General features: G+C 64.3%; 12 protein-coding genes. All 12 read left to right on the top strand.

Going from position 1 to position 14,584, the window contains the following annotated elements; translation table 11 throughout:
• The first annotated feature begins 147 nt into the window (after positions 1 to 147).
• The 12 genes from crcB (at position 148) to P6U30_RS33985 (ending at position 14,498) form a co-directional block, all read left to right on the top strand.
• Positions 148 to 534, top strand: a complete 387-nt coding sequence (gene crcB / locus P6U30_RS34040) for a fluoride efflux transporter CrcB (protein ID WP_407167064.1) — start codon at positions 148 to 150, stop codon at positions 532 to 534.
• Between the two features lie 1,173 nt (positions 535 to 1,707).
• Positions 1,708 to 2,421 (top strand): protein TolQ, encoded by a 714-nt coding sequence (gene tolQ, locus P6U30_RS34035; RefSeq protein WP_407167063.1) that lies wholly within the window; start codon positions 1,708 to 1,710, stop codon positions 2,419 to 2,421.
• Positions 2,422 to 2,455: 34 nt separating this feature from the next.
• Entirely contained in the window at positions 2,456 to 2,932 is a 477-nt protein-coding gene (locus P6U30_RS34030; RefSeq protein ID WP_407148846.1) for a biopolymer transporter ExbD, read from the top strand.
• Positions 2,933 to 2,968: 36 nt separating this feature from the next.
• Positions 2,969 to 3,901 (top strand): cell envelope integrity protein TolA, encoded by a 933-nt coding sequence (locus P6U30_RS34025; RefSeq protein ID WP_407148845.1) that lies wholly within the window; start codon positions 2,969 to 2,971, stop codon positions 3,899 to 3,901.
• 72 nt (positions 3,902 to 3,973) lie between these two features.
• Entirely contained in the window at positions 3,974 to 5,302 is a 1,329-nt protein-coding gene (tolB, locus tag P6U30_RS34020) for a Tol-Pal system beta propeller repeat protein TolB (protein ID WP_407167062.1), read from the top strand.
• Between the two features lie 183 nt (positions 5,303 to 5,485).
• Positions 5,486 to 7,813, top strand: coding sequence for a putative bifunctional diguanylate cyclase/phosphodiesterase (locus P6U30_RS34015; protein WP_407167061.1), 2,328 nt, complete (start codon positions 5,486 to 5,488; stop codon positions 7,811 to 7,813).
• Positions 7,814 to 7,979: 166 nt separating this feature from the next.
• The gene (locus P6U30_RS34010; RefSeq protein WP_407167060.1) at positions 7,980 to 8,717 is read left to right on the top strand and encodes an N-acyl amino acid synthase FeeM domain-containing protein; all 738 of its coding nucleotides are present in this window, start codon (positions 7,980 to 7,982) and stop codon (positions 8,715 to 8,717) included.
• A 308-nt stretch (positions 8,718 to 9,025) separates the two neighbouring features.
• The gene (pal, locus tag P6U30_RS34005) at positions 9,026 to 9,520 is read left to right on the top strand and encodes a peptidoglycan-associated lipoprotein Pal (protein WP_407148841.1); all 495 of its coding nucleotides are present in this window, start codon (positions 9,026 to 9,028) and stop codon (positions 9,518 to 9,520) included.
• A gap of 252 nt (positions 9,521 to 9,772) precedes the next feature.
• Positions 9,773 to 10,816, top strand: a complete 1,044-nt coding sequence (ybgF, locus tag P6U30_RS34000; protein ID WP_407167059.1) for a tol-pal system protein YbgF — start codon at positions 9,773 to 9,775, stop codon at positions 10,814 to 10,816.
• Between the two features lie 52 nt (positions 10,817 to 10,868).
• Positions 10,869 to 11,891 carry a tRNA lysidine(34) synthetase TilS gene (gene tilS / locus P6U30_RS33995; RefSeq protein WP_407167058.1) on the top strand — a complete coding sequence of 341 codons (1,023 nt, stop codon included), beginning with the start codon at positions 10,869 to 10,871 and terminating at the stop codon, positions 11,889 to 11,891.
• Positions 11,892 to 12,144: 253 nt separating this feature from the next.
• Positions 12,145 to 14,067 (top strand): ATP-dependent zinc metalloprotease FtsH, encoded by a 1,923-nt coding sequence (gene ftsH / locus P6U30_RS33990; protein ID WP_407167057.1) that lies wholly within the window; start codon positions 12,145 to 12,147, stop codon positions 14,065 to 14,067.
• Between the two features lie 11 nt (positions 14,068 to 14,078).
• Entirely contained in the window at positions 14,079 to 14,498 is a 420-nt protein-coding gene (locus P6U30_RS33985; RefSeq protein WP_407167056.1) for a DUF3052 domain-containing protein, read from the top strand.
• Positions 14,499 to 14,584: the final 86 nt, after the last annotated feature.

Below are 14,584 nucleotides of genomic sequence, written 5' to 3'. Positions count from 1 at the left end.
TCATCTCTCAACACCGACAGTCTTTCAACGGAGAGACTGTGACCCCGCCCCGCCGCTCATTTCATTCGCGTCGACCCTTCCCTTTCAGGGGAGGGTGAAAGCACGAGAGTTCGGATACTCTCACTTCACCACACCAGCGGGGCAATGGTGGGTAACGCAGCAAGCTATCTTCTGGTCTTCTTCGGCGGCGGACTCGGCGCGACGCTGCGCCATCTGATCAACATCACCTGCGCGCGCTGCGTCGGCACCGCGTTTCCCTACGGCACCTTCATCATCAACATCACGGGCTCGACCGTGATGGGCCTGATCGCCGGCTACCTCGCCTTCAAGGGCGAGGCGTCCCAGCCGTGGCGGCTGTTCCTGATGACGGGAATTCTCGGTGGCTACACCACCTTCTCCGCGTTCTCGCTCGATGCCGCGTTGCTCTACGAACGCGGCGAAGTCGGACTAGCCGTATTCTACGTGCTGGGGTCGGTGATGCTCTCGATCGCGGGCCTGTTCGCAGGGCTCGCGATTGTGCGGCATCTGGCGTGAACGGAAAGTTGGAGCTGGCCGCCGGCGAACCGGGCGGAGCATCTCCGTCAGCATTAATTCGAACGCCGCGCTACGTGTCGTCCTCGAAATGACAGTAAGGGGAGCACGCTACCCAGGCTCCCTCACCCCTTGCGGGGGAAGGCTGGGGAGAGGGGTGGCCCCGGGCGAGATGATCGATGGGCGCAGTGCCCTTTCAATCGTCCTTCACGTGTCGCTTTGCGAATATGGAGAGAGCACGTCGAGTGGCACCCCTCTCCCTAACCCTCCCCCGCAAGGGGGGAGGGAACCCTTCCGCCGGTGCATTCCTAACGTGCCAATCACTAGCTCACACCTAGTGGCGGGTGTCTCCCGCGAGATGCGCAGCATCTTCGCGAGGACGGTGACAACCAAGCCCAGTCTCGCCGGGGCGAGCACGTATAAGCCGTAAAACCATCGCGCAGGGAAAGCCGGAGTGTTCTTCGGTCTCACCTGTGGTCCTACCTGCCGCGTTTTTTACTACGCGGGACCCATGGGTGCGATCGGCACCCGGCTTTCCCTGCGCCCTCCATTCAACGAGGGGGCGGAACGAGATGCAAAGCTCGGACGATTCATGTCGCGAGATCGCGGATGTATGACTCAGAGCGCTCCAAACGCTCGCTGTCGTCCCTGCGAAAGCAGGGACCCATAACCACGAATGTTTATCGCTGCGCGAAGCTGGAACGAGCGCCCCGTTCACAACAGCCGCTGCGGAGTATGGGTCCTGCTTTCGCAGGGACGACGGCGGTGGATGCAGCGCCGGCTTTCGCCATAGCGACGAACTGACAATTGCCCTACGGTCTCCGTCGGCCTATGGGCTCCGGCCAGGGCGACGCCGGCGGGCGGGCGCAGGCCGGTCCTTGCCAACTCTCGGAACCTAGCAACCGGCTCATCCGGCGCCATTTCCGGCCCCGGAATCTCCCTTTGGTAACCTCGCCTTAACCATGATTAGCGTTTGGTTAGGGTCGGAATGCCGCGTGAAAAGCCCTCGTTTTGACATGTTGGCAGGGGAAGCAGGGCCCGGCTTTGGACGGGCCCCCCATGCGACAGATGTAAAAGGCTCTCGCGCAGTTTTGCCGCGCTTGGCGCGTGGCCGTGGAACCGGTGCCGATTTGCGGACCGCCTGTTGGGGACACTTGCGTTGAGAGGATATTGCCGATGACTCCCGCCGACGTGGCTCAATCATCTCTGCCACTGGCATCGAGCGATGTGTCGCTGATCGCGCTGTTTTGGCAGGCCCATTGGGTCGTCAAATGCGTCATGCTGGGACTTCTGTCCTGCTCGGTCTGGGTCTGGGCCATCGCGATCGACAAGGTCCTGCTCTACGCGCGTACCAAGCGCTCGATGGACCGGTTTGAGCAGGCTTTCTGGTCCGGCCAGTCGATCGAGGAGCTTTACCGGGCGCTGTCGGCCAAGCCGACCCAGTCGATGGCGGCCTGCTTCGTGGCGGCGATGCGGGAATGGAAACGCTCGTTCGAGAGCCAGTCGCGTTCCTTTGCCGGCCTCCAGGCCCGGATCGACAAGGTCATGAACGTCTCGATCGCCCGGGAGGTGGAGCGGCTGGAGCGGCGGCTGCTGGTGCTGGCGACTGTCGGCTCGGCGGGCCCCTTCGTCGGCCTGTTCGGCACCGTCTGGGGCATCATGTCGAGCTTCCAGTCGATCGCAGCCTCGAAGAATACCTCCCTGGCCGTGGTGGCGCCGGGCATCGCGGAAGCGCTGTTCGCTACAGCAATTGGTCTAATCGCCGCAATTCCGGCGACTATTTTCTACAATAAGTTCACCTCCGAGGTGAACCGGCAGGCCCAGCGCCTGGAGGGGTTCGCCGACGAGTTCTCCGCCATCCTGTCGCGTCAGATCGACGAGCGCGGGTGAGACAGACGATGATCACTTTTGCGAGCGCTCCATCATGGCGATGAGCATGGCAGGGTCGTCCGGCGGCGGTGGCCGACGCGGTCGCGGCGGGCGCAAGCCGGTGATGGCCGAGATCAACGTCACGCCGATGGTCGACGTGATGCTGGTGCTGCTGATCATCTTCATGGTGGCAGCGCCGCTGATGACGTCGAACATCGACATTGACCTGCCGGTCGCGAGCGGCGGCAAGTCGATCTCGTCGAACCAGCCGCCGCTGACACTGTCGGTCAAGCGCACCGGCGGCGGCTGCAACTCGAACATCGAGCTCTATCTCGGCGATGCGCCGATCGCGGCTGCCGACCTGCTGCCGAAGATCAAGGCGATCAGGGAAACCCGGTCGGACGCCGAGAGCGTGGTCTATCTGCGCGGCGACAAGGACGTTTGTTACACTGACATGATGAAGTTGCTCGGGGAGATCCGGACCGCCGGGTTCAAGGCGAACATCGTCATCATCCCGGAAGGGGGCACTTAAACTTCATGTGCGGCAAGCGGCACGGGGAAGCCTGAATTGAAGGTCAAGGTCGACAAGACACTGGCGGCGTCGATTGCCCTGCACGTCCTCGTGATCGGGTGGGGCCTCGTGTCGTTTTCGACCAAGGCCTTCGTGATGCCGGAAGAAGACACCGTCGCCGTCGACGTGATCTCCTCCGACCAGCTCTCCCACGTCATGGCCGGTCAGAAGGACGGCAAGAAGGACAATCCCAAGCCGCTGGTCGAGAAGGTCGCCGAGGCCAAGCCGGTCGACGACGCCGTCGGCAAGATCGATGACAAGAAGCCGCCGGTCGTGACCGATACCGCGCCGGCGCCGACGCCGAAGGTGGAGAAGCCGGAGGAGAAGAAGCCGGATCCGCCGAAGAAGGTCGAAAATAAGCCGAAGGAAGAGCCGAAGCCGGTCGAGAAGAAGCCCGATCCGGTAAAGCCCGACCCGATCGCGGAAGCGATCAAGAAGGAAGAGAAGAAGCCGCCGCCGAAGCCGGTTCAGCAGGCCGCCAAGCCGCCACCGGAGCAGAAGCCGAAAGAGCGCGTGTTCGACCAGAGCAAGATCGCAGCATTGCTCGACAAGCGCGACCCGACACGTGCCTCGATCACCGGCGATACGCTCAATTCCAACGCCGCGCTCGGCACCTCGAAGGGCAAGGCCGCCGACAATTCCGCGACCTGGGGCGCGATGTTCAAGCAGCAGGTCGAGCGCTGCTGGAAGAAGCCCTATGGCGGCCTCGAAGCGCAGCAGACCGAAGCCGTGTTCTCGATCAAGCTGAAGCGCGATGGGACCCTCGAGGGAATGCCGGTGCCGGAAGGCCACCCGGCGACGCCTTATCTGCGCGTCTACCAGGAGAGCGCGCTGCGGGCGATCATCGAATGCCAGCCGTACAATCTGCCGGCGGCGTATTTCGATGAATGGAAATATTTTGCGCCGGTGTTCACAGAGCGAAAGACCTGAGGCCGCCGTGGCGCTTGGCCGATAGCAAACAAAAGCCTACCGACAATGACCGACACAAGAGATTTGCGTGCCATGACGTTTCGCTTGAATCGCCGCCAGATGATTTCCGGAATGGCCGCGCTCGGTGCGCTGGCTGGAAGCGGCGGCGCAGCCGTCGCGCAGAAGCGCATCACGATCCCCGAGGGCGACTTCGCGCCGGTGCCGATCGCGATCCCGAATTTTGCTGCCGGAACGCCCGGCGACACCGAGGTCGGCGTCGGCGTGACGCAGGTCATCACCAACAATCTGAAGCGCAGCGGATTGTTCGCGCCGATCGACCAGGCCGCCTATCTCGAGAAGCAGGTCAACATCGACGCGGCGCCGAACTTCAACAACTGGAAGAGCATCAACGCGCAGGCGCTGGTGACCGGACGCATGACGCGTCAGGCCAATGGGCGCGTGAAGGCGGAATTCCGGCTCTGGGACGTGAACACCGGCCAGCAGCTCGCGGGCCAGCAGTACGACACGTCGGCGGAGTACTGGCGACGCATCGCCCACATCATCTCCGACCAAATCTACGAGCGGATGACCGGCGAGAAGGGCTATTTCGATACCCGCATCGTGTTCGTCGATGAAAGCGGCGCCGCGCAGCACCGCGTCAAACGGCTGGCGCTGATGGATCAGGACGGCGCCAATGTGCGCTATCTTACCCGCGGCGCGGATCTGGTGTTGACGCCGCGGTTCTCGCCGTCGACCCAGGAGATCACCTATATGGAGTTCGGGCAGGGTGACCCGCGCGTCTATCTGCTCAATATCGAAACCGGCCAGCGCGAGATCGTCGGCAATTTCCCGGGCATGTCATTCGCGCCGCGCTTCTCGCCGGACGGCCAGCGCATCATCATGAGCTTGCAGCAAGGCGGCAACGCCAACCTGTTCGTGATGGATTTGCGCTCGAAGGCGATGACGCGGCTGACCGACACGCCGGCGATCGACACTTCGCCGTCCTATGCGCCCGACGGCTCACGGCTCTGTTTCGAGTCCGATCGCGGCGGCAAGCCGCAGATCTATGTGATGCCCGCCACCGGCGGCCAGGCGCAGCGCATCTCGTTCGGCGACGGCACCTACTCGACGCCGGTATGGTCGCCGCGCGGCGACTACATCGCCTTCACCAAGCAGGGCGGCGGGCAGTTCGCGATCGGCATCATGAAGCCCGACGGTTCGGGCGAGCGCATCCTGACCTCGGGCTTCCACAATGAGGGACCGACCTTTGCTCCGAACGGCCGCGTGGTGATGTTCTTCCGCGACCCTGGCGGCAACAGCGGGCCGTCGCTGTTTACCGTCGACGTCTCCGGCCGCAACGAGCTGCGGGTGCCGACGCCGGGCTTCGCGTCCGACCCGGCCTGGTCGCCGCTGTTGTCCTGACAAGGTAAAGAGAATACTCGGGAACCCTGCCGCCGGCCTTGGTCTAGTTGCTATCGCATTGAAATGAAAGGAAGATATCGGTTACGTGCCGAGCGAGGCAAGCTCTCGCTAACGATGTTCCCTCAGAAAGACTTCATCAGCACCGGGTAGAAGTGCGACTTGATAAGGACGCGCGCCCCTCCAATGCAGATTGCAAGTCAGACGGGAGAACCGGATCAGCCGATGCCGCCGACGATCTCCGCGGCGCTGGTCGATTCTCTCTTTATGAATCCTGCGCCCATGATCTTCGGCGCCTTCGGCCCGGCGATTGCCGGCGCGGTGATCGCGACCGTCACCGGCGACCTTCTGTGTTGGCTGTGCGTGCCGCTCTTCATCGTGGTGGGCTTGGCGCGTGCGCAGCAGATGTACCGCTACAAGCAGCGCAATTCTCGCCTCACCGTCGAGGAGTCGGTGGTTTGGGAAAGGCGGTATCGGCTCGGGGCGATCGCATACGGCATCGTGCTCGGCATTTGGGGTACCGCCGTCCTGCTCAGGACCAGCGATGCCGCCGCGCATATGTTGTGCGTGACGACCGTGGTCGCCTACACGTCGGCGGGGGTGGGGCGAACCTTCGGCCGGCCGCAGATCTTTCATCTGCACCTGTTGCTGTCGATCGGCCCGCTGATCGTAGCGCTGCTGTATGTCGGCGGACCCTATCACATCGCCCTTGCGCTGCTCAGCCTGGTGTTCTTCACGGCCATCCGGCACCTCACCTCGAGCTTGCAACGGATCTACGTCAACGCCTGGGTCGCCAAGGAGCGCGAAGCGGCGCTGGCCGGCCAGTTCGACACGGCTCTGAACAACATGCCGCATGGGCTGTGCATGTTCCGCGCCGACGGGCGTCTCGCCGTGATGAATCACCGCTTCATCGAGATGATGCAACTGACGGACGATTTCGCCCAGCGCGGTGCGAGCGCATCCGATATCTGCAATGCCTGTGTGCTGTCCGGCGCAATATCGGCAGCGACCTCCAGGCAGATTCTCTCCGAGATCGAGAATTCGCAGGCTGGCGAGATCGTCACCAGCGATCCCGACGCGAGCAGGAACCGCGCGCTGTCATGGACCTTCCAGCCGATGAGCGGCGGTGGCACCGTGGTGCTGGTCGAGGACATCACCGAGCGCAAGGACGCCGAGGCGCGGATCAGCCACCTCGCGCGCTATGACGAGCTGACCCAACTGCCCAATCGGGTCAATTTCCGTGACGAGATCGGCCGCCTGCTTGCGACCCGCTATGGCAGTGAGCAGCGCTCGGCGCTGCTGTTCGTCGACCTCGACCAGTTCAAGCAGGTCAACGATACGCTGGGCCACCCCTGCGGCGACCAGCTCTTGTGCGCGGTTGCCGATCGGCTGCGCGAGATGCTGCGCCCGGAGGACTTCGTCGCGCGGTTCGGCGGCGACGAGTTCGTCGTGTTCCAGCAGAACATCCAGTCGCACGACGATGCCGCAGCTCTCGCCCGGCGCATCGTCGACCGGCTCAGCGAACGCTACAAGATCGACAATCATCTGGTCGAGATCGGCGCCAGCGTCGGCATCGCGATGACCGCGCCCGGTGTCAGCGCCGATACCCTGCTCAAGAACGCCGACATGGCGCTTTACCGCGCCAAGGCCGACGGCCGCGGCACGTTCTGCTTCTTCCGCGACGAGATGGCGCAAACCGTCGAGGCGCGGCGCATCCTCGAGCTGGACTTGCGCAAGGCGCTCGCCAACGAGGAGTTCGAGCTGTTCTATCAGCCCCTGATCAACCTGCGGACCGGCAAGGTGAGCGCTTGCGAGGCACTGTTGCGCTGGAACCATCCCGCGCGCGGTACGGTCTCGCCCGTCGATATCATTCCGGTTGCCGAAGACATGGGCCTGATCGTCGACCTCGGCCGCTGGATCCTGCGCAAGGCTTGCATGGAATGCATGAAGTGGCCGGAGGCGGTGAGCGTCGCCGTCAACTTCTCGCCGCAGCAGTTCCACCAGCGCGACGTGCTGAGCGAGGTGCGGTATGCGCTCGAGGTCTCGGGCCTGCCGGCGCACCGGCTGGAGATCGAGATCACCGAATCCTCGCTGCTGCACAACACCCAGCTCACCCACGACCTGCTGTCGCAGTTGCGTACGCTCGGCGTGCGGATCTCGCTCGACGATTTCGGCACCGGCTATTCCTCGCTGAGCTATCTGCACAACTTCCCGCTGCAGAAGGTCAAGATCGACCGGTCCTTCCTCGAAGGCATCGACAGCGATCGACCGCTGACGCTGTTGCGTGGCGTGGCGCGCCTCTCGGCCGATCTCGGCATGTCCGTGGTCGTCGAGGGCATCGAGACCAACGACCAGCTCGAATTGATCAGCGCCGACGGCGCGGTGACCGAGGCTCAGGGCTACCTGTTCAGCAGGCCGGTTCCAGCGGTGCGAATCCGGCAGCTATTGAACGCATCGCATGGCCGGCGGGGCGACGAGAAGCTGCACGTGATCCCGTCGCGCTCGATCGCCTGACCGGTTCTCAATCTATACTTGTCATAGATAAGGTCTGCACGCAACGGGATATGCCCCTTGCGGTAGCGGATTAACTGTGTTCCCGCGATTGCTTTGCATAAAATTAAGATGCTGTTAATCTTTTCCGGCGCGCGCAGAAGTTGTTTTGCTTGTAATGGAGTACCTCATGAGGTCCGCGGCCGAAGCCATCAAGCCCGCGACAGGACGGCTTGCGGACCCGTTGGATCAAGTCGATTACCGCCTCGCCCAGACCCCCGAGCAGAAGGACGAGATCTATCGGCTGCGCTATCGGGCCTATCTGCGTGAGGGCGCGATCCGTCCGTCGGCGCACGAGCGCGTTGTCGATGAGTTTGACGAGGCGCCGAACGCCTGGGTCTTTGGCGTCTATCTGCAGGGCGAGCTGTGCAGCTCGATTCGCATCACGGTGGTGACGCCGGAGTGCCGCATCGCGCCCACCGTCGAGGTGTTCGGCGACGTGCTGCACCCCAAGCTCGATCAGGGCCTGGTCTTCATCGATTCAACGCGCTTCGTCGCGGATCCTGACAAGGCGCGGAACTGTCCGGAACTGCCCTATGTCACGGTTCGCCTTGGCTCGACCGCAGGCGTGCATTTCAACGCGGATTACGGCCTGGCCCCGGTACGTCCCGAGCACATGGCGTTCTACCGTCGAGTGTTCCTGCACGAGACCTGGTCCGAGCCACGCCTCTATCCCGGGCTCGTAAAGCCGGTCGGGCTCATGGCCGCGCATTTGCCGTCGGTGCGTGAGAGGGTGCTTGCCCGCTACCCGTTCCTGCGCTCAAGCGCCTTCGAGCGGCGAATGCTGTTCGAGCGCGGCGAAGGTCACTCCGCGGCCGACAGTCTTGTCCGGCCATTCGAGCGGCCCTCGATTGTCCCCAATCCCTGACTGGGAATTAGCCTGCAGCCGTCGATCCGCTGCGGCTGCCTTGTCCGCGCGAATCGCTACCACCTGTCGCCGTTCGGCCACTAGCGGGCGCGAAATCACCTGTAAAACAGGCCGGTTCCGGTGCAGCTTGCCTTCTCTTCACCGTCGCGCCACATTTGCCACCCATTAACCATCGGGGGCGCTTTTCGCGATTAGCTGGCATTTGATGCGGTCCGGCAAGGTCTCGTCAAGGTTGACGGAACGTTCGCTTAACCATCGCCCTGTAGATCGGATGACAGTACGAAGAGCGTGAGCGTGGAGGCTCCGGAATGAAACATCAGATGCGTATCCTCCAGGGTATGAAGCTGGCGGCGGTTCTGGCGGTGGCGCTGTCGATGGGTGCCTGCGCCAACAAGAACGGCCTCGGCGCCGATGGAGCGATGGCGAGCGCCGCGACCCCGGGCAGCCAGCAGGATTTCGTGGTCAATGTCGGCGACCGCGTGTTTTTCGATAGCGACCAGACCGATCTGAGCCCGCAGGCGATCGCGACGCTCGACAAGCAGGCGCAGTGGCTGCAGACCTACAATCGCTATTCCTTCACCATTGAAGGCCATGCCGACGAGCGCGGCACCCGCGAGTACAACATCGCGCTCGGTGCCCGTCGTGCCCAGTCGGTGCGTTCCTATCTGGTCTCGCGCGGCATCGATCCCAGCCGCATGCGCACCATCTCCTACGGCAAGGAGCGCCCGGTCGCGGTCTGCAACGACATCTCCTGCTGGTCGCAGAACCGCCGCGCCGTCACCGTGCTGAACGCAAGCTCCTGAGCCGCCGCCCAGGCCAATATTTCACCGGCGCCCCTCGGGCGCCGGTTTTACTTTGCCGGCGCGACAGCCCTGTCAGCGCGCTGTCAGCTTGATGAACGATGTTGTGCGAATTGCCCGCTTGCTTGTTGCGGCGCCGGCACTAAACCATAGCCGCGCGTCGCTGCCTGGGATTTGAACGGCCAGTCACAATTCCGGCGTACTCCGTCCCCCAATGTGGCTCGCTTTTCACGTCGATATCGTCGTCAGGGCAAAATGTCATCCAGATTGCATTTACTTAGTTCCGCCGCGGCGATCGCGGCGATGCTCGCCGTTTCCGTTCCAGCTCTTGCCCAATCCGACGACGCCGATGCCGAGATGCGGATCGAGCGGCTCGAGAACCAGCTCCGGCAACTGACCGGGCAGAACGAGGAGCTGCAGTACCGCAACCGTCAGCTTGAGGAGCGGCTGCGCCAGCTTGGCGGTCAGCCGCCGGGCGCGCCCGGCCAGCCGGCGCCGCAGCCGAGCGTCGCGGCGGCGCCGCCGGCGCAACAGCCCCAGCCCTATCCGCAGGCGCAGCCCGGCTATGGGCAGCCGCAGCAGGGTTACGGCCAGCCCCAGCCGGGATACGGACGGCAGGAGCAGGGCGGCTATGGCCAGCAGCCGCAAATTGCGGCTCCCGCGCCGATCGTGCAGGAGCCGACGCCGGTTGCGGCCCCCGGCCGTCGCGGCGGCGGCGATGCCTTCGATCCCAACCAGAACCCGAACGCGCCCGGCGCACCCCGCGCGCTGGGCGGCGGCCAGTTGCCGATGCCGAGCGAAGCCGGGGTCGGCGCTCCCGGCGGCCGCGGTGCAGGCGAGCCGCTCGATCTCGCCAATACGGCCCCGCAGCGCGCTCCCGGTGCTGGTGGCGGACTGACCACCTTGCCGCCATCGGCCACGCCGAAGGACGAGTTCGACCTCGGCATCGGCTACATGCAGCGCAAGGACTACGCGCTCGCCGAAGAGACGATGAAGAACTTCGCTCACAAATATCCGAGCGACCCGCTGGTCGCGGATTCGCAATACTGGCTCGGTGAAAGCTATTTCCAACGCCAGCAATATCGCGACGCCGCCGAGACCTTCCTCGGCGTCACGACCAAATACGACAAGTCGGCCAAGGCACCGGATGCGCTGTTGCGGCTTGGCCAGTCGCTGGCAGCGCTCAAGGAAAAGGAAGCCGCCTGCGCCGCGTTCGGCGAAGTGACGCGGAAATATCCGCGGGCGTCCGGCAGCGTGAAGGCCGCTGTCGACCGTGAGCAAAAACGGGTGAAGTGCTAAACCAGCCGTGGGGAGGCCGCATCCGGCCTTCTCGCAACATGCTGGTCTTGCGATGCCCGACGACGAATCCGCCATCCCGGCAAAGGATGCCAAACGCCTGTTCGCGGGCTTGGCGTCCACGCCTGCGATCGTGCTCGCGGTCTCCGGCGGTCCCGATTCCGTCGCGCTGATGTGGCTCGCCGCACGCTGGCGCCGCGGGCTGTCGCGCGGCCCGCGCCTGATTGCCGTCACCGTCGACCACGGCCTGCGCCCGGAAGCCGCCCGCGAGGCCCGCGACGTCAAGCGGCTGGCGCAAAGCCTCGACCTGCCGCACAGCACCTTGCGCTGGACCGGACCCAAGCCGAGGACAGGCGTGCCGGCGGCGGCCCGCGAAGCCCGCTATCGGCTGCTGGCGCAGGCTGCGCGCAAGCACGGTGCCACGCATGTCCTCACCGCGCATACCCGCGACGATCAGGCCGAGACGCTCCTGATGCGGATGCTGCGCGGCAGCGGCATCGCCGGTCTATCGGCGATGGCACGCGAGACCGAGCGCGAGGGGGTTCGGTTGATGCGGCCCTTGCTCGATATTTCCAAGGCGCGGCTGATTGCAACGCTGAACAAGGCGCGCGTTAGTTTCGCCGACGATCCGACCAACCGCGATCCCGCATTCACGCGCCCACGGCTACGTGCGCTGATGCCGGCTCTGGCGGAGGAGGGCGGCGACGCAAGGAGCCTGGCGCGGCTCGCTGCCCGACTTGCGCGCGCCAATGCCGCCGTTGAGGTGCTGGCGGACGGCGCCGAGCGCTATCTCGCGTTGAAGGAGAAAGATGCTTCCCGCCCAGGCTTCGATGCCGCGCTGTTTGCCGCGATGCCAGAGGAGATTCGTCTTCGCCTGCTCAAGCGCGCCATCGACCGGGCCGGACATGAGGGGCCCGCCGAGCTCGGCAAGGTCGAGACCTTGCTCGCGGTATTGGATCGCGTCATCGCGCAACGCGGAGGGAGGCTGAAACAGACGCTTGCCGGGGCCGTTATCAGCGTAGCCGGCGGTCGAATCCGGGTTGAACCAGCGCCGCCCCGCGGCGCGCGCTCACGATGACCCGGCGATTGATCCGACCGTCGTCACAATCCGCCAGAGAGGCTTAACCACCCCGAAAAACACCGGATTCCACGCCATTATTTGACCGGGAATTGCGCTAGGATGCGGTAAATAGTCATGCGTGGTTCCCTTGGCATCGACCCCAGCGGCACCTAAATTGTATGCCATCGACGGGATGGATTCCCTGGGGATTCCCACAGAGCCGGCCCAAGGATAGGAGAGGCCGCGATCCGCGCGACCACGAAGGAACACAATGAACGCCAATCTGCGGAATTTCGCCCTCTGGGTCATCATCGTTTTGCTGCTGCTGGCGTTGTTCACGCTTTTCCAGAATCCGGGTCAGCGCACCTCCTCGCAGGACATCTCGTTTTCGCAGCTTTTGACTGAAGTCGATCAGGGCCACGTCCGCGACGTCGTGATCCAGGGACCGGAGATTCACGGCACCTTCACCAACGGCTCGAGCTTCCAGACCTATGCGCCGAGCGACCCCAACCTCGTGAAGCGCCTCTATGACGCCAAGGTCTCGATCACCGCGAAGCCGCCGGGCGACAACGTGCCGTGGTTCGTGTCGCTGCTCGTCTCCTGGTTGCCGTTCATCGCGCTGATCGGCGTCTGGATCTTCCTGTCGCGACAGATGCAGGGCGGCGCCGGCAAGGCGATGGGCTTTGGCAAGTCGCGCGCCAAGATGCTGACCGAGGCGCATGGCCGCGTGACCTTTGAGGACGTCGCCGGCGTCGATGAGGCCAAGCAGGACCTGCAAGAGATCGTCGAGTTTCTCCGTGACCCCGGCAAGTTCCAGCGGCTTGGTGGACGGATTCCGCGCGGCGTGCTGCTGGTCGGCCCGCCCGGCACCGGCAAGACGCTGATCGCGCGCGCGGTGGCGGGCGAAGCCAACGTGCCGTTCTTCACGATCTCGGGTTCCGACTTCGTCGAGATGTTCGTCGGTGTCGGCGCGAGCCGTGTCCGCGACATGTTCGAGCAGGCCAAGAAGAACGCGCCCTGCATCATCTTCATCGACGAAATCGATGCGGTCGGCCGCCATCGCGGCGCCGGTCTCGGCGGTGGCAACGATGAGCGCGAGCAGACGCTGAACCAGTTGCTGGTCGAGATGGACGGCTTCGAGGCCAACGAGGGCGTGATCCTGATCGCGGCGACCAACCGTCCCGACGTGCTCGATCCCGCGCTGCTGCGTCCCGGCCGCTTCGATCGCCAGGTGGTGGTGCCGAATCCGGACGTCGTCGGCCGCGAGCAGATCCTCAAGGTTCACGTCCGCAAGGTGCCGCTGGCGCCGGATATCAACCTCAAGACCATCGCGCGCGGCACACCCGGCTTCTCGGGCGCCGACCTGATGAACCTCGTCAACGAGGCCGCGCTGACCGCCGCACGCCGCAACAAGCGGATGGTGACGCAGGCCGAGTTCGAGGAGGCAAAGGACAAGGTGATGATGGGTGCCGAGCGCAAGTCGCTCGTGATGACCGAGGAAGAGAAGTTGCTGACGGCCTATCACGAGGGCGGCCACGCCATCGTCGGCCTCAACGTCGTCGCGACCGACCCGATCCACAAGGCGACCATCATTCCGCGCGGCCGCGCGCTGGGCATGGTGATGCAACTGCCGGAGCGCGACAAGCTGTCGATGTCGCTGGAGCAGATGACGTCGCGTCTCGCGATCATGATGGGTGGCCGCGTCGCCGAAGAATTGATCTTCGGCCGCGACAAGGTGACCTCGGGCGCCGCCTCCGACATCGAGCAGGCGACCCGCCTCGCCCGCATGATGGTGACGCGCTGGGGCCTCTCGGAAGAGCTCGGCACCGTGTCCTATGGCGAGAACCAGGACGAGGTGTTCCTGGGCATGTCGGTCTCGCGCACGCAGAATGCGTCCGAGGCGACCGTCCAGAAGATCGATTCCGAGATCAAGCGCTTGGTCGAGGAAGGCTACAAGGAAGCGACCCGCATCCTCACCGAGAAGCGCGACGACCTCGAGATGCTGGCCAAGGGCCTGCTCGAGTTCGAGACGCTGACCGGCGAAGAGATCACCGACCTCCTGAAGGGCAAGAAGCCCAATCGCGAGTCGGTATTGGAGCCGTCAACGCCGCGCGCGTCGGCGGTGCCGCCGGCCGGCAAGCCGCGCCCACGTCCCGATCCGGACGCCGGCATGGAGCCGCAGCCGCAGGCGTAAGCCCCGCAGCCATGGCCGGCACCTCCGGCAAGTCAGTTGTGCAAAAGCTCGGCCTCAAGCCGGGCTTTTGTATTTTCGTGGACGGACTGTCCGTGACCTATGCCGACATCGTCGGTGAATTGCCTCTCGGTGTGCGGATGGCAAAGACCGCGAAGGGACCGCTGGACGTGGTGCATTTGTTCGCGGCCGAGACCAAAGGGCTTGCGGCCAAGCTCGCTGTTTACCGGCAGGCGATTGCGCCGGACGGCATGATCTGGGTGTCCTGGCCGAAGAAGAGCTCGGGCGTCGCGACCGACCTTACCGAAACGATGGTACGCGAGACCGCGCTGGCCACCGGGCTCGTCGACATCAAGGTCTGCGCGGTGGACGAGGTCTGGTCGGGGCTGAAATTCGTCATCCCGGTGAAAGAGCGGGGCGCGGTGCGGAAATAGCGCCGCGACCCTTTGGTATCGCGTCACGACGACGCTTGGCGTCGATCCACGGCGTCAGCGGCGAATCGGAGACCGCTTTCCACGTG

The sequence above is a fragment of the Bradyrhizobium sp. ORS 111 genome (assembly GCF_045571485.1).
Classification (GTDB): domain Bacteria; phylum Pseudomonadota; class Alphaproteobacteria; order Rhizobiales; family Xanthobacteraceae; genus Bradyrhizobium.
The sequence above is the reverse complement of the archived record's forward strand: the minus strand, read 5'-3'. Positions and strand labels throughout refer to the sequence as shown.

Bases quoted from the DNA above. Each gene is read 5' to 3' on its own strand.
- P6U30_RS34010 (WP_407167060.1), top strand. From the start codon at position 7,980: ATGAGGTCCGCGGCCGAAGCCATCAAGCCCGCGACAGGACGGCTTGCG.
- tolQ (WP_407167063.1), top strand. From the start codon at position 1,708: ATGACTCCCGCCGACGTGGCTCAATCATCTCTGCCACTGGCATCGAGC.
- P6U30_RS34030 (WP_407148846.1), top strand. From the start codon at position 2,456: ATGGCGATGAGCATGGCAGGGTCGTCCGGCGGCGGTGGCCGACGCGGT.
- pal (WP_407148841.1), top strand. From the start codon at position 9,026: ATGAAACATCAGATGCGTATCCTCCAGGGTATGAAGCTGGCGGCGGTT.
- ybgF (WP_407167059.1), top strand. From the start codon at position 9,773: ATGTCATCCAGATTGCATTTACTTAGTTCCGCCGCGGCGATCGCGGCG.
- tilS (WP_407167058.1), top strand. From the start codon at position 10,869: ATGCCCGACGACGAATCCGCCATCCCGGCAAAGGATGCCAAACGCCTG.
- ftsH (WP_407167057.1), top strand. From the start codon at position 12,145: ATGAACGCCAATCTGCGGAATTTCGCCCTCTGGGTCATCATCGTTTTG.
- P6U30_RS34015 (WP_407167061.1), top strand. From the start codon at position 5,486: ATGCAGATTGCAAGTCAGACGGGAGAACCGGATCAGCCGATGCCGCCG.
- tolB (WP_407167062.1), top strand. From the start codon at position 3,974: ATGACGTTTCGCTTGAATCGCCGCCAGATGATTTCCGGAATGGCCGCG.
- P6U30_RS33985 (WP_407167056.1), top strand. From the start codon at position 14,079: ATGGCCGGCACCTCCGGCAAGTCAGTTGTGCAAAAGCTCGGCCTCAAG.